This window comes from Actinomyces sp. zg328, from assembly GCF_009829635.1.
Classification (GTDB): Bacteria; Actinomycetota; Actinomycetes; order Actinomycetales; family Actinomycetaceae; genus Actinomyces; species Actinomyces marmotae.
Genome location: NZ_VWPE01000005.1, coordinates 59,178 through 85,719 on the forward strand (window position 1 = coordinate 59,178; position 26,542 = coordinate 85,719).

Consider the following 26,542-nt stretch of genomic DNA (forward strand, 5'->3'; position numbering starts at 1 on the left):
CGATCAGGCCAACGCCAATCCGTCCCCCTCGAGAAGGAGCCCCATGGCCGCGACCGAACGCGCCGTCGAATTGACCATCGCCGCCGCGCGCGCGGCCGCCGAGAAGAAGGCGGAGGAGATCATCGCGATCGACGTCTCCGAGCGCCTGGCACTGACCGACGTCTTCCTCGTGCTCTCCGGCGGCAACGACCGGCAGGTGCGGGCGATCGTCGACGCCGTCGAGGAGGCCATGACGCGCGCGGGCGCCAAGCGCCGGATGCGCGAGGGCATGGAGGAGGCCCATTGGGTGCTCCTGGACTACGACGAGATCATGATCCACGTCCAGCAGGCCGAGGACCGGGAGTACTACGCGCTGGAGCGCCTCTGGAAGGACTGCCCCGTCATCGGGCTGCCCTTGGCGCTCCCCGAGGCCGTCCAGGCGGCCGGGGCCCCCGAGGTCGGCGACTGATCCCGGATCCATCATGATCGACGTCATCCTCTGGCGCCACGGGCAGACCGACTACAACGTGGCGGGCCGTGTCCAGGGCCGGGTCGACATCCCCCTCAACGCCACAGGCAGGGCCCAGGCCGAGGCTGGCGCCGAGCGACTCGCGGACGTCCTGCGCTCCCTCATCGGCGCGCGCGAGCCGGGGGCCGGGCAGACGGCCGCGTGCCGGATCGTCTCCTCGCCACTGGCCCGAGCCCGTGCCACGGCGCAGGCCCTGGCCGCGCGCCTCGCGGTCGAGGTGACCACGCATCCCGGCCTCGCCGAGCGCGACTTCGGGCGTTGGGAGGGGCTCACAGCCGAGGAGATCAGGGCGGGTTGGCCCGATGCCCATGCTGTGTGGCGCACCGGCCAGGACCCCCAGGGGGTCGATGTGGAGCCCCGCCGCGCCGTCGGCCAGCGCTTCAGCGAGGCCGTCAGGAGCCTCGCAGACGCCGCGGGGGAGGGGCCACTCGTGATCGTCGCGCACGGGTCGGCCATCACCCAGGGCACGACCGCGCTGCTCGGCATGGACGCCTCCAGCTGGTTCGGGCTGCGGGGCCTGGACAACGCCCACTGGGCGAGGCTGCGCTCCTCCTCTCGCGTTCCCGGGTGGGAGCTCCATGACTGGAATGACGGCGCTGAGCCGACGGCGCTGCTGCCCTGACACTCCGGTCTCCGCGCGGTTCGGTGAGCCAGCACACGCGCGGCGGATTTGCCCAGGAGGCCGCGAGTCCATAGAGTTATCCGCGTCGCCCAGAGGGTGGCGCCCGTGAGGGGCTATGGCGCAGTTGGTAGCGCGCTTCCATGGCATGGAAGAGGTCGGGGGTTCGAATCCCCCTAGCTCCACGATCCGATCGGCTATGCCGGGCGGATGTCCCTTCGGGGCTATGGCGCAGTTGGTAGCGCGCTTCCATGGCATGGAAGAGGTCGGGGGTTCGAATCCCCCTAGCTCCACTCCTTTACGCAAGGTCCGAACCCCCGCCGTCATCGATGGCCTTGGTTCGGGCCTTGTGCGCGTGTTGGGCCCAGATGAGGGCCGCGGCGTCGGGCTCATAGGGCGCCTCGCCTTGGCTGGGGCCGGGATCCTATTGGTCTTGCGGGAGTTGGCCGCGTTCGGGTCGATTCGTCCTGAGCCCGCTCCCGAGTACCCCGCGGGGGTCTGACCGGGGTTCGGTCGTGTTGGAGCCGGGGTTCGGTGCCCGCCGCCGTTCGGTTGTGTTGGAGCCGGGGTTCGGTGCCCGTCGCCGTTCGGTGTGGCCGTTGAGAGCAGCGCTCGGCCGACTGCGGCATCGGTGGACTGGTGAAAGCAGCGTGGGGAGCGCGGCTTTCGATGGTCCAGCGCGGCTTTGGACGGCCCAGCGTTGCTACGGACGGCGCGGCGCGGTGCTGCTTCAGGTGTTCCAGCGCGGCTTTCGATGGTCCAGCGCGGCTTTGGACGGCCTAGCGCTGCTTTGGGCGGCCCAGCGTTGCTACGGACGGCGCGGCGCGGTGCTGCTTCGGGTGTTCCAGCGCGGCTACGGGCGGCCCGGCGCTGCTCTCGATGACCCCGGCGATGGGAGGCAGTCGAACCCTCTGCGCATGTCAACCCCTCGCTGAGACCGGTCGACAAGCGCCTCGAAGCCGGTTCCGAGTTCTCGGGTTGAGCCTCGCTCCCCGGGCCGATCGCGCGCCATCGAAACCCCCATGCCAGGTGCCGCCCGTTCCAGCGCTTCCGCTACCCCTTCATCCCCGCGCGGGCTCGACATCGCCCTCGACGCCAACGCCCCCCGGCGGCCACGAAACCTTTGTCCCGCGTGGGCTCGACACACCCCCACCCCATGAGGGTAGCCTTACCTGTGGCGTGAGGGCGCCCCGCCCGATTGCCGGATGAAGGAGACCGCATGAGTCCTGCCCACGAGCGCCCGGGTACCGGCGCGCCCGGCATCGATGAGCGCGCGCGCCGCACGGCCCGCAGGCTTCTCGCGGGCGCCGGGAGCGCCACCGTGAGCGCCTACAGACTCGACCCTTCCGGGGCCGGCGCCTACGTCGCGCACGCGCTCGACGTCGATGGCTTCATCCTCATCGCCATCCGCCCGCAGCCCGGCACGCCCCTCGCCGATGCCCCGGACGACCGCCTCATCGACGTCCGCCTCGACATCGTCTTGGACTCCTCTGAGCCCGGCATCCGCGTCACCGCCGCCAGCGCCCATGTCCTGGGCTCCCTCCGTTGGGTGCCCTCTAACTGGGTCGAGACCGTCCTCGCCGAGAGCGCCACCCCCGCCTGCCACTGCGCAATCACCGGGGAGGACCCCCTCGGACGCGTCAGCGAACTGGCCCGGACCCCCGGCGCGCGCCTCGCCCTCGTCCAGGGCAGTCGCGTCATCCTCCACGGCCCCGACGGCGTCTCGCGCCACATGGTGGAGGACCTCGCCGGCCAGGGCGACGAGGAAGCCACGACACCCGGGACCGCCTGGTCCCCGCTGGAGGTCCTCGACGCGCATGAGGCCGTGCGGTCCCTTGGAGACCTGTCCCTGCGCGCCCTGTGCGAGGCGGTCATCGCTGACGAGGCGCCGGGCTCGCTGTGCTCGAGGCGGCCCAGCGCCGGGGTGACCCGCAGCCTTATCGAGCGGGTCCTCGTCGTCGACGCCGACCCCTGGGGCGTCACGCTTATGCACGTCGGCGCCGACGAGACCCGCACCGTTCTGGTGGCCCTCCCCGGCGCGCCCCTGGCCCCGGCTGAGATCACCCCGGTCCTGGGCGCCCTCGCCGACGAACTCCTGCCCGCGCGCTTCGAGTTGGGCTGAGCCACGCCCGCGCGCGCCCGGGCTCGCGCGTCAGGAGGCCTCGTAGGACAGGCAGGCGGCGGTGTCACCGCCGATGCTCACGCCGTCGGCGGTGCACATGAGGTCGGAGTTGTGCACGCACTCGAGGCGCTGGCAGGCGCCCACGTGCCCCTCGGCGACGGGCAGGCCTGCCCGGGCGTCCAGGGTGATGAAGGTCGAGCAGGCGGCCTCGCCGTCAACGGTGATCGCGAAGGCGGTGCAGCCCCCGTTGTTGAAGGCGCAGGAGGTGGTGGTGCAGGTGGAGATGGGGGCGACGGCGGCCATGATGGGCTCCTCTCGGATGGCGCCTCGCGGCGCCGGTGAATTGGATATGAATAAGGTGACTCAGTTCCACCGGTGACGCCAAGGAAGGTGGCCCTCAGGGCGCCTGCGGGGAACAGGAAAGTGGCGGAATTCCAGGCATATCCCGAGCTGATCCGCGTGGGCGCGTCGGTGGTGCCGGCCGTGTCCAGCCGCGCGAGTTGAAGCCTCTGGGTGTTGCCAAACAAAGCCAGGTGAGCCTGGGCTGCGGTATTTTCGCAAGCGCGATACCCCTGCGCTGACCTGTCGGCGCGGAACGGACTTGGTCAGCGGCGCGGTGATGGCGGCGATACCCCTGTGCCGACCGGTCGGCGCTGATGGGGGCGTGTGTCCCGGATGATGGACCGCTCGCTGGCGGTGATGCGCGCGGGGCTACGGTGCCGAGGATCGTCCCGGGGCGCGCTTCGCGCGCGATCCCACGGCATCCTCGATTCCCCGCGCCGGGCACCGCCCCGGCGCCTCACCCCAGGAAGGCACAGCATGTCGTCCAGTACCGACGGCGCCTCAGCGGCGCGGGCACCCGAGCGAGAGCAGTGGAGCGGCCAGCTCGGCTTCCTCTTCGCCGCGATCGGCTCGGCCATCGGGCTGGGCAACATCTGGCGCTTCCCCGGCGTCGCCTACACCAACGGCGGCGGCGCCTTCATGATCCCCTACATCATCGCGCTGCTTTTCGTCGGGATCCCCTTCCTCTTCCTCGACTACGCCCTGGGCCACCGCCTGCGCGGTAGCGCCCCAGCGGTCTTCCGCCGCCTGAGCAGGCGCTTCGAGTGGATCGGCTGGTGGCAGGTCTTCATCTGCTTCGTCATCATGACCTACTACGCCGTGGTGGTGGCCTGGGCGCTCAGTTACGCGGTCTTCTCCGTCACCCTGGCCTGGGGGGATGACGCCGGTGGCTTCTTCTCCAAGTACGTCGGCCTGGACCAGTTCGGCGACGCCGCGCCGTCGTTCTCGGCCACCCCCATGGCCGGGGTCATCATCCCGCTGGTCATCGTGTGGGCCTTCGGCATCGTCACCATCTCGCGGGGCGTGAGCAACGGCGTGGAGAAGGCCAACAGGATCTTCCTGCCCCTGCTGGTCGTCATGTTCCTCGGGCTCGTGGCGCGCTCCATCCTCCTGCCCGGCGCCACCGGCGGGCTCAACGCCCTGTTCACCCCGGACTGGTCCTCCTTGGGCGATTTCAAGGTGTGGATGGCCGCCTTCGCGCAGATCTTCTTCTCCCTCTCCATCGGCTTCGGCATCATGCTCACCTACGCCTCCTACCTGCGGCCGCGCTCCAACCTCGTGGGCACGGGCCTCGTGGCGGCGTTCGCGAACTCCTCCTTCGAGATCCTGGCGGGGATCGGGGTCTTCTCGACACTCGGGTTCATGGCCCACGCCCAGGGCATCACCGTGGGAGAGATCGACAAGATCTCCGGGCCCTCGCTGGCCTTCATCACCTTCCCGACGGTTATCTCCCAGATGCCCGGCGGCCCGATCTTCGGCGTGCTCTTCTTCGCCTCCTTCGCGATGGCGGGGCTGACCTCCTTCATCTCCATCATCCAGGTGGTGGTCCCCGGGTTCTCCGAGAAGACCGGCATGTCCATCCCGCGCACCACCCTCCTCGTCTGCCTGCCCTCGGCAGCCCTCTCACTCCTGCTGTTCGGCACCGCCTCGGGGCTGTTCGACCTCGACATCGTCGACGCCTTCATCAACAACATTGGCGTGGTCGGCTCGGCCATCATCATGTGCATCGGCGTCACCTGGGTGCTGCGCCGCGCCAAGCCGCTCCAGCGCCACCTCAACCTCGTCTCCGAGACCCGCGTGGTGGGCGGCTGGTGGCGATTCCTCATCGCCGTCGTCACCCCGCTCGCCCTGGCCTACATGCTCTTCCAGACGGTGCGCTCCTACGTCCAGGACGGCTACGAGGGCTACTCCGATGCCATGATCGGCGCCTTCGGCTGGGGAATGCTCGCCCTGGGCGTCGTCATCGTCGCCGCGCTCACGCTCGCCAGGTGGCGAACCCCGGTGGATGACTTCACCCCCATCGACCTAGATGCCCCTCTCGCCACCATCGAGAAGGAGAACTGACATGACCGGCGCCGCCATCATCCTCATGCTCGTCGCGATCATCATCATCTGGGGCGGTCTGGCCGTCTCCGTCACCGCCCTGTACGTGCGCGGGCGCCGGGAGGAGCGGGAGGCCCGTGAGAAGGCCCTCGCCGCGGCCCACGAGCACCTGCGCGGCGGGCAGGACTCCTGATCCCGCGGCGCCACTGTCCGGGCGCGCCGCGCCGGGCCCCGATCCGTTTCCGCGGACCGGGGCCCGTGGGCCACAATCGCCTCATGACCACCTCATCCGACGCGCCGGCGCTCCCCGCGCTGGTGGCCTTCGACCTCGACGACACCCTCGCCCCCTCCAAGTCCGCGATGCCCGAGCCCATGGCCGCCGCCCTGCGCTCACTGCTGGACGTCGTCCCCGTCTGCGTCATCTCCGGGGGCCAGATCGGCCAATTCCGCGACCAGGTCCTGGCCCACCTCGGCGCCGACGACGCCGAGCTCTCCCGGCTCCACCTCATGCCCACCTGCGGCACCCGCTACTACGCCTATGGCGCCTCCTCCGACACTGCCCGCGCCGATGACCAGGACGCGCGCGCCATCGAGGGCATGCCTGGCTGGCGGCTCGTCTACGCCAACGACCTGAGCCCACAGCAGATCGAGGAGGGCTTCGCCGTCGTCGAGGCTGAGGCCCGACGACTGGGCCTGTGGGAGGAGCGGACCTGGGGCGACATCCTCGAGGATCGCGGCAGCCAGATCACGTTCTCCGCCCTCGGTCAGGAGGCGCCGCTCGACGCCAAGCGCGCTTGGGACCCGACGGGGGAGAAGAAGGGCGCCCTGCGCGACGCCGTGGCCGCCCGCCTGCCCGGGCTCGAGGTCCGCTCCGGCGGCTCGACCAGCGTGGACATCACCCTCAAGGGAGTCGACAAGGCCTACGGGATGACCCGCCTCGCGGAGGTCACCGGCATCCCCGGTGAGCGGATGCTCTTCGTCGGGGACCGCCTCGACCCCGAGGGCAACGACTACCCGGTGCTCGCGCTCGGCATTCCCTGCCACGCCGTCTCCGGCTGGGAGGAGACCGCCGTGTTCGTGGCCGATCTCGCCCAGCGCATCGCCGCCGGGGGCGCCTGAGGGCCCTGGCTGATGACCCACCAGGACGAGGCTCCCCACGAGGCCGGAATCAGCGGCAGGCCGGCCCGCGCCGCTTCGCCGCTGGCCGCGCTGATCAGAACGGTCACGAGGCCCCGGCGGGTCATCTCGCGGGTGTGGTGGTCCCGCGGCGCCGGTTTCCGCCGCGTCGTGCGCGCCCTGGGGCTGCTGCTCGTCTCCGGGACGATCAGCCTCGGCCTGGGCGCCGCCACCGCGCAGGCCTCCTCGCCCGTGGGCCCGCACGAGGCCCACTGGTCCACCAACCTCGACTCCGTCGTCGTCCTCGACCTCGGCCCGCTGGGCAGCGCCTCCATGGACTCCCCGGTCCCGCCGCTCGGGGCGCGCGTCGTGCTGGGGGAGATCCCCTCCTCCATGGGCGTGGCCCCCGTGGACACGGCGAGCCTGGGCGAGTCCCTGTCCCAGGATGCCAACGCCTACCTCACCCTCGCCTCCCGCCCCGGGCTGACCATCGACCGCGGGGTCCACGCGCTTATCGACGACGCCCTGCGCAGGGCCGGACTGATCGAGTCCCTGCTCCTGACCGCCGTTGCCGCGGGCCGCCTGAGCGCCAAGGGCCGCCTGCGCGCGCTCGTCGGCATGGGGCTGCGCCGCCGACCCGCGGCGGCCCTGGCCGGAGTGGGCGCCCTGGCCACGATGACCGTCATGCTCGCCCCCGTGCTGCGCCCCACCACCGTGCCCGGCGAGACGATCCCCGCCCTGGAGGGCACGTCTTTTGCCTCGGCGCGGCTGTCGGGCCGCATCGCCGACATCGCCGCCGCCTACGGCGGCACCGTCACCGGCTTCATCAGGGACAACCAGGCCTTTTATGCCCGGGCCCAGAGCAATCTGCGCGCCGCCTGGACCGCCTCGCAGCGCGTCGGGGGCAGGATCGACGTCACCGCCTCCTCGGGGGGCTCCGACGAGGCCTCGATCCAGTCGGCCCTCTCCCAGTCCCAGGCGGCCCACGAGGCCGCGGCCGCGCGGCCCGCCGCCGGCCCCTCACCCAGCGCCGCCCCCAGCGCCACGGATGCCGCCGCCCCGCCGTGGGCAGGCCCCTCGCCGTCGCCCTCGGCCGGCTCCGCCCCCACCATTCCCGCCACGCCGAGTCAGGCCCTGGCCACCCGGGCCAACGAGGCGCCGGTGACCGCGGTGATGTCCACGGACCTGCACTGCAACCTCGACGTCATCTCCTTCACCGGTCTGCTCGACCAGCTCGCCCGCCCCGACGTCCACATGGACGACGGCGACCTCGCCATGACCGGCTCCAACCCCGAGCAGGTCTGCGTCGACGCCCTCAGCCGGGCGGTTCCCTCCGGCGTCGCGCGCGTGGCCACCATCGGCAACCACGACTCCGAGGCCACCGCCGAGCGCCTGCGGGGCCAGGGGTGGACCGTCACCGGCGGCAAGCCGGTCAAGGCGGGCCCGCTGACGGTCCTCGGGGACGACGACGTCGAGCGCACCACCGCCGCGGGCACCACCCAGCGCGGGGCGGAGGACGCCGCCCAACTCGGCCAGCGTCTGTCCGACCAGGCCTGCCGGGCCGCCAATGCGGGGAGCGCCGTTGACGTCGTCCTCGTCCACCGGCCCCAGGCCTTCGCACCCCTCCAGGCCTCCGGCTGCGCCCCCCTGCTCCTGGCCGGCCACGTCCACGAGGAGCGGGGGATGACCGCCGTCGACGGCGAGAGGGGACGGGTCAACGCCCTCACCTCCGGCGCCGGCAAGGGCGGCACCTCCATCGGCCCCGTCACCCAGGAGGCCTGGCTCCACGAGCTCGCCTTCACCTCTGATGGCGCGCTCATCGCCTGGCGGGCGATCATCCTGCGCCCCGACGCCTCCGTCACCGTGGGCGCCTGGCAGGGACCTCCCCAGCCCACCGGCGCGCCTGTCGCGACCGGTGGCGCCACGGCGGCCCCGGGTCCGACCGGTCCGACCGGTCCCGCCCCGACGCCCGGCACCGCGCCCAGCCGGGGCGCCGCCCCCGCGGCTCCGGCGAGCGCCGGGGACGCGGGGCCCGATCCCACCGATGAGGCAGACACGCGGGGCGCGACGAGGGCCGAGGGCTGAATGGTCGCGTCATCGAGCGCCCTCAGGGTGCACAATGAGCCGGTCGCGTCACCAGGCGCGCGGCCGTCGATGACCCGAGCAGCGAGAGGAGCGCCGTCATGGCCCACGTGCCGACTCAGGCGGAGATCGACGCGATGAGCGAGGAGGAGCTGGAGGCCTACCTCGCCAGCGCTGAGGGCCCCGACTCCACCATCCTCGAGGTTGAGGGCACCGGGGCCACCGCCTCCTCCGGAGCCCCCCGCGGCTACGCCTGGCTCCTCGTCATCGGCTCGATCGTCGCGCTCGGGGCCTGCTGGGAACTCACCGCCGCCCATATCAAGCAGATCAAGGAGCCCCTTGAGAGCCTGTCCTGCGACATCAACCCCCTGGTCTCCTGCGGGGCATCCCTGGACATATGGCAGGGCAACCTGTTGGGCGTGCCCAACGCCCACATCGGGGCGATGGCCTTCGCCGCGCTCCTAACGCTGGGAGCGCTCCTCCTGGGCGGGATGCGCCTGCCGCGCTGGGTGTGGCGGGGCATGGTGGCCGGGACCATCGGCGGGATCCTCTTCGTCGCCTGGTTCCTGTTCGTCTCCGTCATGGACCTGGGCAAGCTCTGCCCCTTCTGCATGCTCATCTGGGCGGTCACCATCCCCGTGGCCACCTCCACCTGGGCGTGGGCCGCCGCCGGTGGGCACCTGGGCGTCAGCCCCGCGACCGCTCGCCGCCTCGTGGCCTGGCGCTGGTGGGGCGCGGCCGTGCTCTACGCGCTCGTCGGCCTCGTGGTCGTCGCCGGCCTGTGGTCCGAGTGGATGACGCTGCTGCGATGAGTGCCCCCGCCCGCCCCGGCATCGAGGAGAGCCCCGCGCGCGCGGCGGTGCCCGCGCGCCCCATCGACGCGGCCGTCCTCGCTGATTCGACCGTCGCCCAGGATTACCTCAAGGCGGTGTGGGCCGCCACGGAGCGGGGCGGCGCCGGCGCCTCCATCACGGGCCTGGCCCAGCGCATGGGGGTGGCGGCTTCCACGGCATCGGAGAACGTCTCCCGGCTGGTCGACGCCGGCCTCCTGGAGCATGAGCCCTATCGCGCCGTCACGCTCAGCGCCGCGGGCATGCGGCGCGCCATGGGCATGGTGCGCCGCCACCGCCTCCTGGAGACCTACCTCGTGGAGGCCCTCGGCTTCGACTGGGACGAGGTCCATGAGGAGGCCGAGGTCCTCGAGCACGCCATCTCCGAGCGCCTCCTCGATCGCATCGACGCCGCCCTGGGGCGCCCCTCGCGTGACCCCCACGGTGACCCGATCCCCGCTGCCGATGGCGCCATGGCGGTGCCCGCCCTGCGCAGCCTCGACGCGCTGCGCGTGGGGGAGACCGGCTCCGTGGCCCGCATCCAGGACGACCCCAACACCCTCCAGGCCCTTGACCGCGCTGGGATCGGCCTGGACTCGCGGATCGTCGTGACGGGCCGGGGCCGGGCCGACGGCGGCTCGGGCCCGCGCCCCAGCCGCGTCCGCCTCGTCAGCGCCACCGGGGAGGGGCGGGGGGGAGCCCCCGAGGCGGTGGCGGCATCCGGTGGAGCACCAGGACCGGGGGAGGCCGTGATCCCGGCGGGCTCCCTGTGGGTCCTCGCCGAGGACTGAAGGATCAACGGGGCCGGGCACGGCCCGCGGCCGGAGCGCCGCCGCGGGCGCCATCCGCCCGAACCGCCGCCTGGAGCGAAGGCCCCCGACCGTCGCGCGCGGCGCCTTCGTCTGGGAGGATTGGGTGCATGAGCACCCTCTTCACCAAGATCATCAACGGCGAGATCCCCGGCTCCTTCGTGTGGGCGGATGAGCACTGCGCCGCCTTCGCCACGATCGAGCCCCACACCGACGGGCACGTCCTCATCGTCCCCTTCCAGGAGATCGACTCCTACGTGGACGCCCCCGACGAGCTCGTCGCCCACCTGGCGGTGGTGGCCAGGCGCATCGGGGCCGCCCAGACCCGCGTCTTCGGTGCCGCGAGGGCCGGGGTCATGGTGGCTGGCTACGGCGTCGACCACCTCCACGTGCATGTCCTGCCGATCCGCGACGAGGCGGACTTGCAGTTCTCCTCCGCCCGCCAGGACGCCGCCCCTGAGGAGATCGAGGCCGCCATGGCGCGCCTGCGCGCCGGACTGGATGAGGACGGCTGGGGGGAGTTCGTCATCACCAGCGCCCCGGGTGCCCCGGGCGCCCGCTGAGCGGGACCGCGCGCCCGGACGTGACCGGCCCCTCAGAGGGAGGGGGCGCCCACCGCTCGGGCATGGCGCGGGCAGGGCCCGGCCGGGCGATAGGCTGGCCCCAGCCACGATCCCTGGGGGATGAAGCCCCTCAGGGCATGATGATCAGGGAAAGAGCGCAGAGCACCATGACCCAGAACCCCGTAGCCGCCCCGGAGCCCACTGACGCGCCTCCCTTCCGGTACACGGCGGCGCTCGCGGGCAGCATTGAGACCTCCTGGCAGGACCGTTGGGAGAGCGAGGGCACCTTCTGGGCGGACAATCCCACGGGCGATCTCGCCGGCCCCGGAGCGAAGCGCGAGAAGTTCTTCATGCTCGACATGTTCCCCTACCCCTCCGGCAAGGGCCTGCACGTGGGCCACCCCCTGGGGTACATCGCCACGGACGTCATCGCCCGCTTCACCCGTATGACCGGCAAGAACGTCCTGTACACGATGGGCTACGACGCCTTCGGCCTGCCCGCCGAGCAGTACGCCGTGTCCACCGGCCAGCACCCGCGCGTGTCGACCGAGGCCAATATCGCCAACATGCGCCGCCAGCTGCGCCGCTTGGGCCTGTCCCACGACTCGCGCCGCTCCATCCAGACCATCGACGTCGACTACGTGCGCTGGACCCAGTGGATCTTCCTGCAGATCTTCAACTCCTGGTTCGACCCCACCGCCGAGCGCCGCGACGGCCGGGGCACGGGCGCCGCCCGCCCCATCGCCGAGCTCGAGGCCAAGCTCGCCTCCGGCGAGGTGCCCACCCCGGACGGCCGGCCATGGGCGGAACTGGGCGAGGCCGAGCGCGCCGAGATCATCGACTCCCACCGGCTGGCCTACGTCTCCCACGCGCCGGTGAACTGGTGCCCTGGCCTGGGCACGGTGCTGGCCAACGAGGAGGTCACCTCCGAGGGCCGGTCCGAGCGCGGCAACTACCCCGTCTTCAAGCGCAACCTGCGCCAGTGGATGATGCGGATCACCGCCTACGGGGACCGCCTCGCCGAGGACCTGGACACCGTTGACTGGCCCGAGAAGGTCAAGCTCATGCAGCGCAACTGGATCGGCCGGTCCGAGGGCGCCGAGGTGACCTACGCGGTGCCCGGAGCCGCGCTCGCGGGAGCCTGCCAGGACTCGCTCACGGTCTACACCACGCGCCCGGACACCCTTTTCGGCGCCACCTTCATGGTGGTGGCCCCCGAGCACCCGATCCTGGGCGGTGCTCCCTTGGCCGCCTCGGCCCGCACCCAGGCCCAGATCGACGACGACGCCGCGGCCCTCACGCTGCCCGCGGCCTGGCCCGAGGGAACGAAGGAGGCCTGGACCGGCGGGCACGCCACCCCGGCCGAGGCGGTGGCCGCCTACCGCGCCTACGCCGCCGCCGCGACGGATGCCGAGCGAACCGATGAGGGTCGGGCCAAGACCGGTGTCTTCACGGGCCTGTTCGGCATCAACCCGGTGGATGGGCGTCAGGTGCCGGTCTTCGTGGCCGACTACGTCCTCATGGGCTACGGCACCGGCGCGATCATGGCGGTTCCCTCCGGCGACCAGCGCGACTGGGACTTCGCCCGCGAGTACGGGATCGACGTCGTCGCCACGATCCAGCCGCCGGAGGGCTTCAGCCTGGAGGAGGCCGCCTGGACGGGGGACGGCCCGCTCATCAACTCCGCCAATGGTGAGATCGACCTCAACGGCATGGGCAAGGATGAGGCCAAGGCCGCCATGACCCAGTACCTGGAGGCCAAGGGAGTGGGCCGCGGCGCGGTCACCTACCGCCTGCGCGACTGGCTCTTCTCCCGTCAGCGCTATTGGGGCGAGCCCTTCCCGATCGTCTGGGACGAGGACGGACTCGTCCACGCCGTCCCGGAGTCCATGCTGCCGATCGAGCTGCCGGAGGTCACCGACTACTCCCCGCGCTCCTTCGACCCCGACGACGCCGACTCCTGCCCCGAGGCGCCGCTGTCCAAGGCCACCGAGTGGGTGGAGGTCGAGTTGGACCTGGGCGATGGGCCCAGGAAGTACTACCGAGAGACCAACACGATGCCGCAGTGGGCGGGCTCGTGCTGGTACGAGATGCGCTACGCGGACCCCACGAATGAGACGGCGCTCATCGACCCGGCCAACGAGGCGTACTGGATGGGCCCCCGGCCCGAGGGGGGCAACACCTCCGGCGGCACGGACCTGTACGTGGGCGGGGTGGAGCACGCGGTGCTGCACCTGCTGTACTCGCGCTTCTGGCACAAGGTGCTCTTCGACCTCGGCCACGTCTCGTCCTCGGAGCCCTACCACCGCCTGTTCAACCAGGGATACGTGCAGGCCTACGCCTTCAAGGACGCCCGGGGGCAGTACGTGCCCGCGGAGGAAGTGGAGGAGAGCGCCGGCGCCGACGGCGAGCCGTCCTTCACCTGGCAGGGCGAGCCTGTGACCCGCGAGTACGGGAAGATGGGCAAGTCCCTGAAGAACATCGTCACCCCGGATGAGATGTACGACGCCTACGGGGCGGACACCTTCCGCGTCTACGAGATGTCGATGGGCCCCCTGGATGTGGACCGCCCCTGGGAGACGCGCGCCGTGGTGGGCGCGCAGCGCTTCTTGCAGCGCCTCTGGCGCAACGTCATCGACGAGTCCACGGGTGAGGTGACGGTGGTCGATGAGGCCGCCGACGACGCCACGCGCCGACTCGTGGCCCGCACGATCGTGGGGGTGCGCGAGGACTACGAGGGGATGCGCCTGAACACGGCGATCGCCAAGCTCATCGTGCTCAACAACCATCTCACGTCTCTGGGCGCGGTGCCGCGCGAGGCGGCGGAGGCCCTAGTGCTCATGGTCTCCCCAGTGGCCCCGCATATCGCGGAGGAGCTGTGGGGCAGGCTCGGGCACGAGGCCTCACTGGCCCGCGAGCCCTTCCCGGCGGTGGCGGACGAGGCGCTGCTGGCGGCGGAGAAGGTGACCTGCGTGGTGCAGGTCAAGGGCAAGGTCCGTGACCGCCTGGAAGTGGACCCGGGGATCGACGCCGCCGAGCTGGAGCGCCTGGCCCTGGCGGCACCCGGCGCGATGCGCGCCCTGGACGGCAGAGCAGTGCGCAAGGTCATCGTCAAGGCCCCGAGGCTCGTGAGCATCGTGCCGGAGTGAGCCGGGCTCCGCTGCTCGGCGCGGATGCCCCTGACAAGCGGGTAATGCGAGCGGCGGTGAGCTGATGCGCTGGGATGCGCTCAACTCACCGCCGCTCGCACCGTTGAGGGCGGTGCGCCGCATGCCCCGCCTTGGAGCCCCTGCCCACCGCGCCGGAGGGCAGGGGCTCCAAGGCGGCGGAGGCCGTCAGCGCCGCCGTCGCCCAGGAAGGTCCCGTTGACGGCGGCGCTCAGCCTCAGCGTTTCCGCAGGACGTTGCCGAGGACGGAGCGCACGATCTGGCGGCCGACGGAGCCGATCGTCTTCTCGATCTCCCGTTGCCGGCGCTCCGCGGCCCGCTCGGCGGCCAGGCGCTGGCGCTCGGCCTCCTTGGCCGCCTGACGCTGGAGCCTCTCCAGTTCCTTGGCCTGGCGCTCGGCCTCCTTCTGGGCGGCCTTCTGCGCCGCGGCCTCAGCTCGCTCCGCCGCCTTCGCGGCCGCGGCCTCGGCCTTCGCCCGCTCCTTCTCCTCAGCGGCGGCGGCCTTCTCCGCCGCCACGCGGGCCTCCTCGGCCGCCAGGGCGGCGGCGGCCTCCTCGGTCTCAGCCGCGATGCGCTTCTCCAGCAACTCGTAGGCCGACTCGTTGTCCACCACGGTGGCGTACTTGCCGGCCAGCGGCGAGCCGGAGAGCAGTGACTGCACCGTCGAGTCCTGCCCGGCGCCCATCACCGAGGCCGGGGCGTCCACCACCACGGCCGTCACCGGGGCCGGGCGGCCCTTCTCATCGAGCACCGAGACCACGGCTTGGCCCGTGCCCAGCGAGGTGAGCACCTTGGTCAGGTCTAGGGGCGAGGTCGGGAAGGTCGAGACCGCCTTCTTCAGGTTCGCGGCGTCGTCGGGGGTATGCGCGCGCAGCGCGTGCTGCACCCGCGATCCCAGCTGCGCCAGCACCTCATTGGGCACATCCGTGGGCGACTGGGTGATGAACACGATGCCCACGCCCTTGGAGCGGATGAGCCGGACCGTGCGCGTGACGGCCTCCATGAAGGCCTTCGTCGCGTCAGCGAACAGCAGGTGCGCCTCGTCGAAGAAGAACACCATCTTCGGCTTGTCCAAATCCCCGACCTCCGGCAGCACCTCGAACAACTCGCCGAGCAGCCACATCAGGAACGTGGAGAACAGCGTGCCCTGGGACTGGATGTCCTCCAACTCCAAGGAGGAGACGATGCCGCGCCCATCGGGGGACACGCGCATGAGGTCCTGCACGGACAGGCCCGGCTCGCCGAAGAACGCGTCCCCGCCGCTGGCCTCCAGGGCGGCCAACTCTCGCAGGATGACCCCCGCCGTCGCCTCGGAGACACCACCGATGGTCTTGAGCTCGGCCTTGCCGGCGTCGGTGTTCACCAGGTAGTTGATGACCGCCCGCAGGTCCTTGAGGTCCAGCAGCGCCATCCCCTGCGAATCGGCCCAGTGGAAGACGAGCTGCAGGGCGGAGGTCTGCGTCTCGTTGAGGCGCAGGACGCGCGCCAGCAGCACCGGACCGAACTCCGTGATCGTCGTGCGGATTGGCGTGCCCTTGCCCTGGCCCCCCAGGGTGAACAACTCCATCGGGAACGACGCCGGCTTCCAATCCTGGCCCGTCGACGCCGTGCGCGACTCCAACTTCGGACTCGTGGCCCCCGGCTCGGCCATGCCCGTCAGATCCCCCTTGATGTCGGAGAGGAACACGGGCACCCCCGCCGAGCTCAGCCCCTCGGCCAGCAACTGCAGGGTGCGGGTCTTGCCGGTGCCCGTCGCGCCGGCCACCAGGGCGTGGCGGTTGAGCAGCGCCATGGGGATGCCCACGCGCACGCCCTTGACCGGGACGGGATCGCCCGACGCGGGGGCGGTCTCCAGGTAGGTGCCCACGGGGAGCATGCGCCCGTCGAAGGCGTAACCGTCGCGCACCTGCGCCGCGTAGCCCTCCGGCTCGCTCGACGACGGCGCCGCGGGAGCCTGCGCAGGGGCATCGGGGGCGGCCGGCTCGGGCTCGGCGGCTGGCTCGGCGGGCGCCTCGGCGGGCTTGCCCTCCGCCTTCCGCCCGGTTCGAGCAACTGGCGCGTCCTGGGGAGTCCCCGTGGCGGCGCCGCTGGCCAAGGCGGCCTCGAGGGCGGCCTGGGCGGCGGCGGCTTTCGCGGCGGCGGCATCGGCGGCGGCCTGGGCGGCCTCGGCCTTGAGACGAGCGATGTCAGGCGTGTCAGTCATGGCGCCATGGTAGAGGAGGGAGTCCGGGAAACGTCGGCGCACGCGGTCCCGAGTCTCTGACGGCGCGGCTGAGCAGGGCTATCGTCGGAGCATGAGCCTCGCCGTCGTCACGGACTCATCGTCGTGCCTGCCGGCCGATCTCGCGCGCGCCCGCGGCATCGGCGTCGTCCCCCTGCACGCCACCACGGGGGACGGGGACCGGCCGGGCAGCACATCCCGGCCAAGTCCCGACGAGCTCGCCCACGCCTACGCCCACGCCGCGCGGGGCGCCGATGAGGTCCTCGCCCTCCACCTGGCGGCCTCGCTGTCGGGCACCGCCGACGCTGCCACGCGCGCGGCCGAGAAGATCAATCAGGCCCTGGGCCGACGGGTCGTCACTGTGCTCGACTCCGGCACCACCGGCGGCGCGCTCGGGCAGGCCGCCATCGCCGCCAGTGGCGCGGCCACCGCGGACGACGGTGTCGAGCGCGCCCGCGACCTCGTCTCCCGCAGCGCCGTCCTCTTCCTCGTGGACGACCTCGCCCACCTGCGCCGCGGCGGGCGCCTCGACCGCCGCACCGCCCTGCTCGGCGGGGCCCTCGGCGTGCGCCCCATCCTGCGCGTCACCGCCGACGGGATCCGCCCCGTCGAAGCCGTGCGCGGCGCCAAGCGGGCGCGCGCCCGACTGGCCGAGCTCGCCGCCGGCCTCGCCTCCCAGGGCGCCGGCGCCATCGGCCAGACCGGCCTCATCATCCACGCCGACGACGGCACGGCCGCCCGGGCCCTGATCGACGCCATCGCCGCGGGCGCGCCCGGGGAGGAGCCCCATGGGCCCACTGGGGCGGATGCCACCGCCGCCGAGGCTGAACTCCAGGCGGCGCCACCGGCCGGTGGGCGGACCGATGAACCGGCGCGCTTCTGGCCCTTCGACCCCGCCCTCTCGGTGCACGTCGGCCCCGGGGCCCTCGGCTGCGTCATTATCTCGCCCGGCAGCCGGGGAACCACAGGCCCCGCCATGCGCACCTGAGACCGCTCTCTTCACAGGCGCCCTGCGAGACGACTCCCGCGCTCCTTAACCTCGGAGGCATGAGCGGCAGCCGGATCGCGGGCGGGCGGGCCTCGCGTAAACGACCCATCGAGGACTACGTGCGCATCGCCTGCGCCACCGATCCCCAGGACCCGCCCATCAAGCCCCGACGAGTCGCCATCACGCCGCGCGCCGCCATCGCCGGAGGCCTTCTCATCATCGTCCTCGCCCTCCTCCTCGCCATCCGTTCCGTCCTCGTCTCCGCCGATGCGCGCGCCCCCGCGCTCGCGGCGGGCACGACCGGCACCCCGGGCGCCACCGGTGCGGCGAGCCCCACCAGCGCCCCTCCTGGCCCGGTGACCCCTGGGGGAGGCGCCGCCGGGCCGGCGGGCGGCGGCGCGGCGGGCAGCGCCGTCGTCCACGTCACCGGCGCGGTGGCTACTCCCGGCGTCGTCACGCTCCCGGCGGGCGCGCGCATCGGCGACGCCCTCGACGCCGCTGGCGGGGCCGCCCCCGACGCCGATGTGGAGCAACTCAACCTCGCGCGCGTCCTCGTCGATGGCGAGCAGATCCGGGTTCCCCGCCAGGGTGAGACGCCGCCACCCGCCGCGCCCGGCCCCACCGCGCCCGGCCCCACCGGGCCAGCCGCCGGGGCGGGCGCCGTCCGAAGCAGCGGTGGTAGCGGGCGAGTCAACATCAACACCGCCGACGCCACCGCGCTCGAGGCCCTGCCCGGCGTCGGCCCGGCCCTGGCCAAGCGGATCGTCGACTACCGTGCCGAGCACGGACCCTTCGCCACCGTCGACTCCCTCATCGACGTCCCCGGCATCGGCCAGGCCAAGCTCGAGGCCCTCCGAGGATCGGCCACCGTATGAGCGCCCATCCGGCTGCTGAGCCCGCGGTCCCCGCCCTCGACCTGCGCCTTCTCGCGCCCTCCCTGGCGGCCTGGGCCTGCGCGTGGGGCGCCACGGGACTGACCGGGGCCCGCGCTTGGCGGGCCTGCGCCGTCGGGGCCGTCGTCGCCCTCGCGCTCGCGGCCGCGCTCATCGGGCCGGTCGGCCATTACCGCCCGCCCCGCCACCGCCACGACCCGCGCCCCGGCAACGCGGGCACCGCCTCCGCTGGCCCCATCGCCGCCGGAGCGCTACTGACCTGCCTGACGGCGGCGGCCGTCCTCGGCGTGTCCTCAGCGGGCCAATGGGCCCGCGCCCGGGACCCGATGACGCTCGCCGTCGAATCCGGGCGCGTCGTCACCGTCGAGGGGACCATCAGCGAGCAGCCGCGCGCCACCGCCTCGCCGCGCGCCACGACCATCCTGACCGCCCTGGACGGGGTGCGCATCGACGGCAGCCCCTCGGGGCTGAGCATCCGAGTCTTCGCGGACGCGTCCTGGCTGGAGGCGCCCCTCGGTTCACGCGTCACCACGCGCGCCAGGCTGCGCGCCCCGGGCCCGGGCTCCTCCGACGGAGCGATCCTCGGGAGGGGGAGCGCTCCTAAGAGGCTCGGCGACCCCGAGGGGGTGCTGGGCGTCGTCGGCGAGATCAGGGAGGGGCTGGCGAGGGCGACCGGCCGCGCCGGTGGCGGGGCCCCCGGGCGTTGGGTCGGGGGAGAAGACGCCGGCGCCCTGGCGCTCGTGCCCGGGCTGGCCCTTGGTGACGACCATGCCCTGCCCGCCGACCTGCGAGAGGACATGCGGACCGTCTCGATGACCCATCTGACCGCGGTCTCCGGGCAGCACGTCGTCATCGTGCTCGGACTCGTGCTCACCGGCCTGGGCGTCCTGCCCAGGCGCTGGCGGGCGCTCGCTGGCGGGATCGTCCTGGGATGCCTCGTCCTCCTCATGAGGCCCAGCGGCTCCGTCCTGCGCGCGGCGGCGATGGGTGCGGTCCTCCTCGCCGGCGTGGCCGCGGGGCGCAGATCAGCCTCCCTGCCCGCCCTGTGCGCGGGGATGATCGTGCTGCTGCTCGTCGACCCGTGGCAGTCGCGCGACTACGGCTTCGCCCTGTCCGTGGCGGCCACCGGTGGGATCCTGCTCGGCTCAGGGCCGATCATGACCGCCCTGTCCCGGCGTCTGCCCCGTTGGGCGGCGGCGCTCATCGCCGTGCCGGGGGCGGCGCAACTCGCCTGCGCGCCGCTGCTCATCCTCCTCCAGCCAAGAGTCGGGCTGTGGGCTGTTCCCGCGAACATGATGGCGGCCCCGCCAGTGCCCCTGGCGACGGTGGCGGGGCTGCTAGCGGCGCTCATGGCGCCGGTATGGGGGACAGCAGCGGCTTGGATCGCCCTGCCGGCACTCGCCTCCTGCGCCTGGATCGCCGGTGTGGCGCGGTTCTTCGCCGCGCTTCCCGGTGCGACGATCCCCTGGCCCGGGGGCGTCGGGGGAGCCCTCCTCCTCGCGGCGGTCGAAGCGCTTCTCATCGTCCTCATCCGTCGTCGTCCCCGTCCCCATCCCCACCCCTTATGAGCGAGACCGGTCGAAAACAGCGCCGAGACCGGTCCCGACCAGTGAATGGGGAGCGGGGCGTGCCGCGCCATCGGCGCGGTAGGCGTGTCGAAGGCGTTGGACTGCGGCCGTGGGCCGTGCCTCATGGCGCCCGCCGACGACGTCGGCCAGGGAGTGCTGCTCCTCGTCGATGAGATCCGTCGCCTCAACCGGGCGCAGGAGGACTCGTTCCTGCCCCATGTCGAGGACGGGGCAATGGTGCTCGTCGGGGCGACCACCAAGATTCCGAGCTTCGAGCTCAACGGGGCGCTGCTTCAGTTGCGCAAGTCGATGCGCGGCAGCGATCCCGACGCTGCTCTCCACTGGCTGAGTAAGGATGCCGCCGAGAAGTGAGGAACCGCTTTTCAGCCCCTGAGGTGATCGTCCGCTTTGCCAGCGAGCATGGGGGAGGACCGACCCCGGTTCCCTGCGGATCGCCCTCGCGATGCGGATACTCCCATCGAGACCGGTCGATATCAGGAGCGAGACCGGTTCGGGAGTGGGTAACTGGTTGTGGTGTTGCTCGGCGTCGTCGGAGTGGTCGGCGCCGGGGTGGGGTCCTTGGTGCTGGCCGTTAGGATCAGTAGTCCTGGGGCCAGGGCGCAGCAGGCCAGGAGGGCTAGGGCGATGGGGCGCGGGGGTCATGGGTTCTGGGGCCTTCCAAGCGAGGAGTCGATGCGGTCGTGGACCAGGGCAAGCGCGAGGCCCCAGGTCGGCCCCAGACGACGGCGGCATCGCCGTCGGGCCCCAACCCTAGGGCCCCACCCACCCTGCCCCACCAGCACCGCCCTGCGGACAGCGAACCGGTCTCGCTCCTAACAACGACCGGTCTCGCTCCTAACAACGACCGGTCTCGCGATTAGGATGGGGCGTGAAGGATCTCAATGGCGTGGGAGGAATGACCGGCATGAATGCTGACGGCGCCGCCGCAGTCGATCCGCAACTCGACGCGGCGCTCGCCGCGCGCGCGAAGATGGAGCGGCTCCTGGCCGCCCCCACGCCCTTCGCGAATGACGACGGCTCGCCGATCCCCGAGGTGACCGCCGCCATCACGGCCACCGATCTGCCGCGCCACGAGTACATGCGCGGCGTCGTCGCCGCCCTGACCGCCACGCGCGTCATCGTCCCCGTCGCCGCTCACGCGCTCACCGCCCCCACCGGCGCCACCGCCCCCCATGCCGTCCACACCAACGACGCCAGCCGCGACGCCGCCACCCTGGCCGTCACCCTGCCCGACGGCCACATCGCCCTGCCCGTCTTCACCTCCGCGGCCGCCATGAGCGCCTGGCGCGATGACGTGCGCCCTGTCCCCGTCGATCCTCATCGTGCCGCGGCGGTCGCCTGCGAGCACACTGACCAGCTCTGGGTCCTCGACCCTGGGACCCTCGACCTGCGCCTGCCCCGGCCCGCCGTGGTCGCGCTCGCCGGGGGAGAGGATTGGATCCCCTCCTGGGCTTCCGACCCCATCCAGTCCGAGGTCCGCGCCCAGCTGGAGGCGGTCGACGGCGTCACCGGCGTCGCGTTCGCTCCCGGAGAGGCCTCCGAGCTGCGGGTCTTCATCCGCGTGGACGCCGGCCAGGGCATGCCCGCCGTCGCCGCCGCGCTCGACGGCTGTCAGCGCGTCATGGTCAATCCCGCCTGGGGTGAGCTCATCGACACCATCGAGCTCTGCCCCATCCCCGCCTGACGCCCCATCGGCGGCCGGCCGATGCCCCTGGTCCGTCATCAGGGCGCCCGCCGTCCCCATCGGAGCGGCGCCGCGGGCATTCTCGGCCGCCGTCGTGGCGGCCTGGGGCATGAGAGCAGAGGAATGGGCTGCGTGAGCAGCACCACGTGGGTCTCCTGGAATCGCGCCGCTCCCGGCTTGGGATGGACGCGCGCGTTCTGGTAGCCTCAGTGGTTGACCGGCCGGGGTCCATCCCCGGCGCGCAAGCGGAGCAATCCCACCTGGGTCCCGTCAAGGGGCCGGGTTTCCTGCCGAGGGCATGCCCCCGGCGCTGGCGCAATGGGCTCGTGCCCGCGCGTCGGCGTGCTCGTACGAGCATATGAGGCCTCCGCTAGCGATGCGCAGCGGGGGCTTTTCCCGTTGCCACGGAATCCGAACAAGGAGTGAGGAACAGCCATCAGCGAGCCCCGTATAAACGAACGGATCCGCGTCCCCGAGGTGCGCTTGGTCGGCCCCAGTGGCGAGCAGGTCGGCGTCGTCCGCGTGGAGGATGCCCTCCGACTGGCCGAGGAGGCCGGTCTCGACCTTGTCGAGGTCGCCCCTGACGCGCGCCCCCCGGTGTGCAAGCTCATGGACTACGGCAAGTTCAAGTACGAGTCGGCCATGAAGGCGCGCGACGCCCGGCGCAACCAGGCGAACACGCAGCTCAAGGAGATCCAGTTCCGGCCCAAGATCGACGATCACGACTACGCCACCAAGATGGGGCACGTGCGCCGATTCCTCGAGGGCGGGGACAAGGTCAAGTGCATCGTCCGCTTCCGCGGCCGCGAGCAGTCCCGTCCCGAGCTCGGTGTGCGCCTGCTGGCGAAGGTCGCCGAGGAGGTCGGCGAGCTCGCCACCATTGAGTCCCATCCGCGCCAGGATGGCCGCCAGATGGTCATGGTGCTGGCCCCCACCCGCAAGAAGGCGGAGGTCAAGTCCGACCAGCGGCGCCGTCGTGAGGAGGCCCGCGCCTCCCGCCGCGCCGAGAAGCACGCCGCCAAGGCCGCGCAGGCCGCCGCTCAGGCGGCTTCGGCCGCTCAGGCGGCTGAGGCCCCCGCCGCGAAGTCGCCCGCCGCCAAGGCGGCCGAGCCCAAGCCCGCCGCCAAGGCGGCCGCGCCCAAGCCCGCCGCCAAGGCGGCCGCGCCCAAGCCGGCTGCTGCCAAGCCCGCGGCTCCCGCCAAGGCGCCCGCGCCCAAGCCGGCTACTCAGGCGAAGCCCAAGGCACCCGCCAAGCCGGCTGCCCCGGCGAAGGCCACCGAGGCCTGAGGCCTCACCCAGACCCACCCCCCGGCCACAGCCGGTGGGGTCCGCAGCCCGGGGCCAGCCGGTCACCGAGCCGACAAGAGGAAACCGACAATGCCGAAGAACAAGACGCACTCCGGTGCCAAGAAGCGCTTCCGGGTCACCGGCAGCGGCAAGCTCATGCGCGAGCAGGCCAACAAGCGCCACCTGCTCGAGGTCAAGTCCTCGCGCCGCAAGCGCAAGCTGTCCGCGGACCAGCCGGTCGCCCCCGCCGACCTTCGCCAGGTCAAGAAGATGCTCGGTCGCTGACCGGCCCAACGTCTGAAGGAGACATCGCATGGCACGTGTGAAGAGGGCTGTTAACGCCCGCAAGAAGCGTCGTTCTGTTCTCGAGAAGGCCTCGGGCTACCGCGGCCAGCGCTCCCGCCTCTACCGCAAGGCCAAGGAGCAGGTCACCCACTCCGGCGTCTACGCCTTCCGTGACCGCCGCGCGCGCAAGGGCGACTTCCGCCGCCTGTGGATCCAGCGCATCAACGCTGGCGCCCGCGCCGAGGGCATGACCTACAACCGCTTCATCCAGGGCCTCGGCCTGGCCGGCGTGGAGATCGACCGCCGCATGCTCGCCGAGCTGGCCGTCAACGAGCCTGCTGCCTTCAAGGCGCTCGTCGAGACCGCCCGCAAGGCCCTCCCCAAGGACGTCAACGCCCCCAAGGCCTGACGCCCACGCCTCAGACGGCGCCGCCGCCCTCCCCACGAGGGCGGCGGCGCCGTTTTAGCTCACGCGCTGATCGCTCCCCGGGGCTCCCGTAGGCTTGCCGTCATGACGCCCGCGACGCCCATCGACCATGACGACACCCCGCAGATCCTCGACAACCCGGCCTCCCAGCGCATCGCCCGCGTGGCTGGGCTCGCCCGCAGGCAGGCCCGCTCCAAGCATGGGCGATTCCTCGTCGAGGGGCCTCAGGGGGCGCGCGAGGCGGTCCGCTGGGCGCCCGAGCGGGTCCTCGACCTCTACATGACCGAGGCCGCCGCCGATCGTCACCCAGAGATCTGGGCCGAGGCGAGGGGCGCGAGGCTCTACTGCCATCTGACAACTGCGGAGGTCATGACCGCGATGTCGGCCGATGCCCAGGGAGTGCTCGCCGTCGTCTCGATGGGGGAGAGCAGCGGCGCCAGCGCCCTGGAGGGAGCCCTTGAAGGCGCGGGCCTCGTCGCCGTCCTCGCCGAGGCCCAGGATCCCGGTAACGCGGGCACGATCATCCGCGCCGCTGACGCCGCGGGCGCCGACGCCGTCATCCTCCTGCGCGGCAGCGTGGAGGCCACCTCCCCGAAGGTGGTGCGCTCGACGGCGGGAAGCCTCTTCCACCTGCCCGTCATCACCGGTGTGAGCCTGGAGGAGGCCGTGGTGGCCCTGCGCGCGGCGGGCCTGACGATCCTGGCCGCGGACAGCCGTGGGGACACGGACCTCTTCGAGGCCGAGGGCTCGGCGGCCTCCGGCGGGCTGCTGACGGCCCCGAGCGCCTGGCTGCTCGGCAACGAGGCCCACGGGCTCACGCCCGAGGCCCTGAGCCGCGCGGACGCCGTCGTCTCCATCCCGATCCTCGGGAGGGCCGAGTCCCTCAACGTCGCCGCCGCGGCGGCCCTGTGCCTCTACGCCTCCGCCCGCGCGCGCCGTGCCGCGGCCAGCCGCGTCTGACGGCCCCCGCCGCTCCTCGGGCGCAGTCCGCTCCGTGGACGACGGGAGACGGCGGGAATGATCCGGGGCAAGGTTGCGTTGCTCCTGCTCGCGGGCATTCCGCCCGCAGCCTCAGCACCGCCCCGAGAACGAGGTCAGCGTGACAGCACCCATGGATACCGGCGCCGGGCCCGTCGGCGGATCCGGAACCACCGGCCCCGCCGCCCCTCTCATCCGCATCAGCGGCATCACCAAGCGCTTCGGCGACTTCACCGCCCTTGACGACGTCTCCCTGGACATCCACCGGGGCGAGGTCGTCGCCGTCATCGGAGCCTCCGGCTCGGGCAAGTCCACCCTGTGCCGCACCGTCAACCGCCTTGAGACCATCGACGCCGGCACCATCGAGATCGACGGCGAGCTCCTCCCCGAGGAGGGCAGGGACCTGGCCAGGCTTCGCGCCGAGGTCGGCATGGTCTTCCAGTCCTTCAACCTCTTCGGCCACCGCACCGTCCTGGACAACATCACGCTCGCCCCGATCAAGGTGCGCCGCATGGACCGCGCCGACGCCGAGGCCCGCGCCCACGAGCTCCTCGCCCGCGTGGGCCTGGCCGATCAGGCGGGCAAGCGCCCCTCCCAGCTCTCCGGCGGCCAGGCGCAGCGCGTCGCCATCGCCCGCGCCTTGGCCATGGACCCCATCGCGATGCTCTTCGACGAGCCCACATCCGCCCTCGACCCCGAGATGATCAACGAGGTCCTCGATGTCATCCGCGACCTGGCCACATCCGGGATGACGATGCTCGTCGTCACCCACGAGATGGGCTTCGCCCGCTCCGTGGCCGACAGCGTCGTCTTCATGGACGCCGGGCGCATCGTCGAGCAGGCCCCTCCCGAGGAGTTCTTCACCGCGCCGCGCACCGACCGCGCCCGTGACTTCCTCGCCAAGGTCCTCTCGCACTGATCATCGATCCTCCTCTCCGCACCATTGATGAAAGGACCCGCCATGACTCTCCCCACGACGCTCCGATCGATCACCCGCCCCGCCGTCTCCCGGCGCGGCCTACTCACCTGCGCGGGAGGCCTCGGCGTCGCCCTGACCCTCGCGGCCTGCTCCGACACCGGCGCCGACGGCAAGGCGGTGGCCTCCTCGACCGCGGGGGCCGACTACGACACCGCGGTCAACTCCGGCCCCGTCGCGGCCGACGACGTCGTGGCGGCCTCCACCTGGGCCAGCGCCATCAAGAAGGCCGGCAAGCTCCGGATCGGCGGGTCCAAGACGGCCCGGGTCTTCTCCATCGAGGACCCCACCACCCACAAGGTCACCGGTTTCGACGCGGCCATCGGCCAGGCGCTCGCCCGCTACATCATCGGGGGCGACCGCGCCGCCGACCTCGTCGAGATCACCCAGGCCACCTCCGACACCCGCGAGACCCTGCTGACCAACGGCACCGTCGACACCGTCATCGCCACCTACACGATCACCGAGGAGCGGGCCCAGAAGATCTCCTTCGCCGGCCCCTACTACTCCTCCGGCCAGGCCGTCGCCGTCCACAAGGACACCACCGGCATCGCCTCCGTGACCGACCTGGCGGGCAAGACCGTCGCCGTCCAGTCCGGATCGTCCTCCCAGGCCGCCCTCGCCAAGGCGTGCCCCGACGCCAAGCCGACCCCCTTCGACGACAATTCCGCCTGCCTGTCGGCCCTGCAGACCAAGCAGGTCGATGCCTATGTCGTCGACGAGTCCCTCCTGCTGGCCGCCGCCGAGAACAGCGCCGACATCAAGATCGTCGGCCAGCCCTTCACCGAGGACCCCTACGGCCTCGGGCTGCCCAAGGACTCCGACGCCCAGGCCTTCGTCAACGGCTTCCTGACCGCCATCGAGGCCGACGGCACCTGGACCAGGATCTGGCAGTCCACCATCGGCGCGATCATCGGGGGCGATGTGCCTCAGCCCCCCGTCATCGGCTCCGTCGCCGGCGCGCGCACAGCCGCCCCGGCCGCCTGATGCGACCGCCCGTTGGGCCGGCGCGC

Annotated in this window: 23 protein-coding genes, 2 tRNA genes and 1 pseudogene; 24 read left to right on the forward strand and 2 right to left on the reverse strand. The window is 72.3% G+C overall.

Annotated elements, in window-relative coordinates; all coding sequences use genetic code 11:
* Positions 1-43 precede the first annotated feature (43 nt).
* The 5 genes from rsfS to GVV75_RS04345 all read left to right on the forward strand — a co-directional run bounded on the left by rsfS (position 44) and on the right by GVV75_RS04345 (position 3,249).
* Complete coding sequence (rsfS, locus tag GVV75_RS04325) at positions 44-448, forward strand: ribosome silencing factor (RefSeq protein ID WP_159718203.1); 405 nt, start codon at positions 44-46, stop codon at positions 446-448.
* A gap of 13 nt (positions 449-461) precedes the next feature.
* Positions 462-1,130: a histidine phosphatase family protein gene (locus tag GVV75_RS04330; protein WP_159813642.1), complete on the forward strand. Its 669-nt coding sequence runs from the start codon at positions 462-464 to the stop codon at positions 1,128-1,130.
* Between the two features lie 109 nt (positions 1,131-1,239).
* Positions 1,240-1,312, forward strand: a tRNA-Ala gene (locus tag GVV75_RS04335).
* A gap of 35 nt (positions 1,313-1,347) precedes the next feature.
* Positions 1,348-1,420: transfer RNA gene (locus tag GVV75_RS04340), tRNA-Ala, on the forward strand.
* Between the two features lie 926 nt (positions 1,421-2,346).
* Positions 2,347-3,249 carry a hypothetical protein gene (locus GVV75_RS04345; protein WP_159813644.1) on the forward strand — a complete coding sequence of 301 codons (903 nt, stop codon included), beginning with the start codon at positions 2,347-2,349 and terminating at the stop codon, positions 3,247-3,249.
* Between the two features lie 30 nt (positions 3,250-3,279).
* On the opposite strand, the gene GVV75_RS04350 is transcribed toward GVV75_RS04345, so the two are convergent.
* Positions 3,280-3,552, reverse strand: coding sequence for a DUF1540 domain-containing protein (locus GVV75_RS04350; RefSeq protein WP_159523391.1), 273 nt, complete (start codon positions 3,550-3,552; stop codon positions 3,280-3,282).
* A gap of 516 nt (positions 3,553-4,068) precedes the next feature.
* Here GVV75_RS04350 and GVV75_RS04355 point away from each other — a divergent pair.
* From GVV75_RS04355 to GVV75_RS04390, 8 genes are all read left to right on the forward strand, one after another.
* On the forward strand, positions 4,069-5,655 hold the full coding sequence (locus GVV75_RS04355; RefSeq protein WP_159523390.1) for a sodium-dependent transporter: 1,587 nt from the start codon (positions 4,069-4,071) through the stop codon (positions 5,653-5,655).
* A gap of 1 nt (position 5,656) precedes the next feature.
* Positions 5,657-5,827: a methionine/alanine import family NSS transporter small subunit gene (locus GVV75_RS04360; RefSeq protein ID WP_159813646.1), complete on the forward strand. Its 171-nt coding sequence runs from the start codon at positions 5,657-5,659 to the stop codon at positions 5,825-5,827.
* A gap of 83 nt (positions 5,828-5,910) precedes the next feature.
* Positions 5,911-6,753 (forward strand): HAD hydrolase family protein, encoded by an 843-nt coding sequence (locus GVV75_RS04365; protein ID WP_159813648.1) that lies wholly within the window; start codon positions 5,911-5,913, stop codon positions 6,751-6,753.
* Between the two features lie 12 nt (positions 6,754-6,765).
* Complete coding sequence (locus GVV75_RS04370) at positions 6,766-8,835, forward strand: metallophosphoesterase family protein (RefSeq protein WP_236266055.1); 2,070 nt, start codon at positions 6,766-6,768, stop codon at positions 8,833-8,835.
* Positions 8,836-8,933: 98 nt separating this feature from the next.
* On the forward strand, positions 8,934-9,644 hold the full coding sequence (locus GVV75_RS04375; RefSeq protein ID WP_159718209.1) for a vitamin K epoxide reductase family protein: 711 nt from the start codon (positions 8,934-8,936) through the stop codon (positions 9,642-9,644).
* The gene (locus GVV75_RS04380) at positions 9,641-10,453 is read left to right on the forward strand and encodes a metal-dependent transcriptional regulator (RefSeq protein ID WP_159523382.1); all 813 of its coding nucleotides are present in this window, start codon (positions 9,641-9,643) and stop codon (positions 10,451-10,453) included. The genes GVV75_RS04375 and GVV75_RS04380 overlap by 4 nt, the downstream gene beginning before the upstream one ends.
* A gap of 128 nt (positions 10,454-10,581) precedes the next feature.
* Complete coding sequence (locus tag GVV75_RS04385) at positions 10,582-11,034, forward strand: HIT family protein (protein WP_159523380.1); 453 nt, start codon at positions 10,582-10,584, stop codon at positions 11,032-11,034.
* Positions 11,035-11,201: 167 nt separating this feature from the next.
* On the forward strand, positions 11,202-14,183 hold the full coding sequence (locus GVV75_RS04390) for a leucine--tRNA ligase (protein WP_159813650.1): 2,982 nt from the start codon (positions 11,202-11,204) through the stop codon (positions 14,181-14,183).
* Positions 14,184-14,418: 235 nt separating this feature from the next.
* On the opposite strand, the gene GVV75_RS04395 is transcribed toward GVV75_RS04390, so the two are convergent.
* Entirely contained in the window at positions 14,419-16,404 is a 1,986-nt protein-coding gene (locus GVV75_RS04395) for a helicase HerA-like domain-containing protein (protein WP_159813652.1), read from the reverse strand.
* A 91-nt stretch (positions 16,405-16,495) separates the two neighbouring features.
* Here GVV75_RS04395 and GVV75_RS04400 point away from each other — a divergent pair, with 91 nt between their 5' ends.
* The 11 genes and pseudogenes from GVV75_RS04400 to GVV75_RS04450 all read left to right on the forward strand — a co-directional run bounded on the left by GVV75_RS04400 (position 16,496) and on the right by GVV75_RS04450 (position 26,516).
* Complete coding sequence (locus GVV75_RS04400) at positions 16,496-17,410, forward strand: DegV family protein (RefSeq protein ID WP_159523374.1); 915 nt, start codon at positions 16,496-16,498, stop codon at positions 17,408-17,410.
* A gap of 59 nt (positions 17,411-17,469) precedes the next feature.
* On the forward strand, positions 17,470-18,285 hold the full coding sequence (locus GVV75_RS04405) for a ComEA family DNA-binding protein (protein ID WP_442858382.1): 816 nt from the start codon (positions 17,470-17,472) through the stop codon (positions 18,283-18,285).
* Positions 18,282-19,871: a ComEC/Rec2 family competence protein gene (locus GVV75_RS04410; protein WP_159813654.1), complete on the forward strand. Its 1,590-nt coding sequence runs from the start codon at positions 18,282-18,284 to the stop codon at positions 19,869-19,871. The genes GVV75_RS04405 and GVV75_RS04410 overlap by 4 nt, the downstream gene beginning before the upstream one ends.
* A gap of 138 nt (positions 19,872-20,009) precedes the next feature.
* Positions 20,010-20,165: pseudogene (locus tag GVV75_RS04415) on the forward strand (replication-associated recombination protein A); the annotation flags it as partial.
* A 622-nt stretch (positions 20,166-20,787) separates the two neighbouring features.
* Positions 20,788-21,576, forward strand: coding sequence for an SseB family protein (locus GVV75_RS04420; protein ID WP_413227787.1), 789 nt, complete (start codon positions 20,788-20,790; stop codon positions 21,574-21,576).
* A 483-nt stretch (positions 21,577-22,059) separates the two neighbouring features.
* Positions 22,060-22,863 carry a translation initiation factor IF-3 gene (infC, locus tag GVV75_RS04425; RefSeq protein ID WP_236266056.1) on the forward strand — a complete coding sequence of 268 codons (804 nt, stop codon included), beginning with the start codon at positions 22,060-22,062 and terminating at the stop codon, positions 22,861-22,863.
* A gap of 90 nt (positions 22,864-22,953) precedes the next feature.
* Positions 22,954-23,148 (forward strand): 50S ribosomal protein L35, encoded by a 195-nt coding sequence (rpmI, locus tag GVV75_RS04430; RefSeq protein WP_159523370.1) that lies wholly within the window; start codon positions 22,954-22,956, stop codon positions 23,146-23,148.
* A 28-nt stretch (positions 23,149-23,176) separates the two neighbouring features.
* Positions 23,177-23,557, forward strand: a complete 381-nt coding sequence (rplT, locus tag GVV75_RS04435) for a 50S ribosomal protein L20 (protein ID WP_159523368.1) — start codon at positions 23,177-23,179, stop codon at positions 23,555-23,557.
* A gap of 102 nt (positions 23,558-23,659) precedes the next feature.
* Entirely contained in the window at positions 23,660-24,535 is an 876-nt protein-coding gene (locus GVV75_RS04440; RefSeq protein ID WP_159813656.1) for a TrmH family RNA methyltransferase, read from the forward strand.
* Between the two features lie 151 nt (positions 24,536-24,686).
* A complete protein-coding gene (locus GVV75_RS04445) occupies positions 24,687-25,472 on the forward strand; it encodes an amino acid ABC transporter ATP-binding protein (RefSeq protein ID WP_159523471.1) in 786 nt (261 codons plus the stop codon).
* Between the two features lie 42 nt (positions 25,473-25,514).
* Complete coding sequence (locus GVV75_RS04450; RefSeq protein WP_159523364.1) at positions 25,515-26,516, forward strand: glutamate ABC transporter substrate-binding protein; 1,002 nt, start codon at positions 25,515-25,517, stop codon at positions 26,514-26,516.
* Positions 26,517-26,542: the final 26 nt, after the last annotated feature.

Bases quoted from the DNA above. Each gene is read 5' to 3' on its own strand.
- GVV75_RS04355 (WP_159523390.1), top strand. From the start codon at position 4,069: ATGTCGTCCAGTACCGACGGCGCCTCAGCGGCGCGGGCACCCGAGCGA.
- GVV75_RS04445 (WP_159523471.1), top strand. From the start codon at position 24,687: ATGGATACCGGCGCCGGGCCCGTCGGCGGATCCGGAACCACCGGCCCC.
- rplT (WP_159523368.1), top strand. From the start codon at position 23,177: ATGGCACGTGTGAAGAGGGCTGTTAACGCCCGCAAGAAGCGTCGTTCT.
- GVV75_RS04330 (WP_159813642.1), top strand. From the start codon at position 462: ATGATCGACGTCATCCTCTGGCGCCACGGGCAGACCGACTACAACGTG.
- GVV75_RS04410 (WP_159813654.1), top strand. From the start codon at position 18,282: ATGAGCGCCCATCCGGCTGCTGAGCCCGCGGTCCCCGCCCTCGACCTG.
- GVV75_RS04395 (WP_159813652.1), bottom strand. From the start codon at position 16,404: ATGACTGACACGCCTGACATCGCTCGTCTCAAGGCCGAGGCCGCCCAG.
- GVV75_RS04375 (WP_159718209.1), top strand. From the start codon at position 8,934: ATGGCCCACGTGCCGACTCAGGCGGAGATCGACGCGATGAGCGAGGAG.
- GVV75_RS04365 (WP_159813648.1), top strand. From the start codon at position 5,911: ATGACCACCTCATCCGACGCGCCGGCGCTCCCCGCGCTGGTGGCCTTC.
- GVV75_RS04385 (WP_159523380.1), top strand. From the start codon at position 10,582: ATGAGCACCCTCTTCACCAAGATCATCAACGGCGAGATCCCCGGCTCC.
- GVV75_RS04405 (WP_442858382.1), top strand. From the start codon at position 17,470: ATGAGCGGCAGCCGGATCGCGGGCGGGCGGGCCTCGCGTAAACGACCC.
- GVV75_RS04400 (WP_159523374.1), top strand. From the start codon at position 16,496: ATGAGCCTCGCCGTCGTCACGGACTCATCGTCGTGCCTGCCGGCCGAT.
- GVV75_RS04420 (WP_413227787.1), top strand. From the start codon at position 20,788: ATGACCGGCATGAATGCTGACGGCGCCGCCGCAGTCGATCCGCAACTC.
- GVV75_RS04380 (WP_159523382.1), top strand. From the start codon at position 9,641: ATGAGTGCCCCCGCCCGCCCCGGCATCGAGGAGAGCCCCGCGCGCGCG.
- rpmI (WP_159523370.1), top strand. From the start codon at position 22,954: ATGCCGAAGAACAAGACGCACTCCGGTGCCAAGAAGCGCTTCCGGGTC.
- rsfS (WP_159718203.1), top strand. From the start codon at position 44: ATGGCCGCGACCGAACGCGCCGTCGAATTGACCATCGCCGCCGCGCGC.
- GVV75_RS04390 (WP_159813650.1), top strand. From the start codon at position 11,202: ATGACCCAGAACCCCGTAGCCGCCCCGGAGCCCACTGACGCGCCTCCC.
- GVV75_RS04350 (WP_159523391.1), bottom strand. From the start codon at position 3,552: ATGGCCGCCGTCGCCCCCATCTCCACCTGCACCACCACCTCCTGCGCC.
- GVV75_RS04440 (WP_159813656.1), top strand. From the start codon at position 23,660: ATGACGCCCGCGACGCCCATCGACCATGACGACACCCCGCAGATCCTC.
- GVV75_RS04450 (WP_159523364.1), top strand. From the start codon at position 25,515: ATGACTCTCCCCACGACGCTCCGATCGATCACCCGCCCCGCCGTCTCC.
- GVV75_RS04360 (WP_159813646.1), top strand. From the start codon at position 5,657: ATGACCGGCGCCGCCATCATCCTCATGCTCGTCGCGATCATCATCATC.
- GVV75_RS04345 (WP_159813644.1), top strand. From the start codon at position 2,347: ATGAGTCCTGCCCACGAGCGCCCGGGTACCGGCGCGCCCGGCATCGAT.
- GVV75_RS04370 (WP_236266055.1), top strand. From the start codon at position 6,766: ATGACCCACCAGGACGAGGCTCCCCACGAGGCCGGAATCAGCGGCAGG.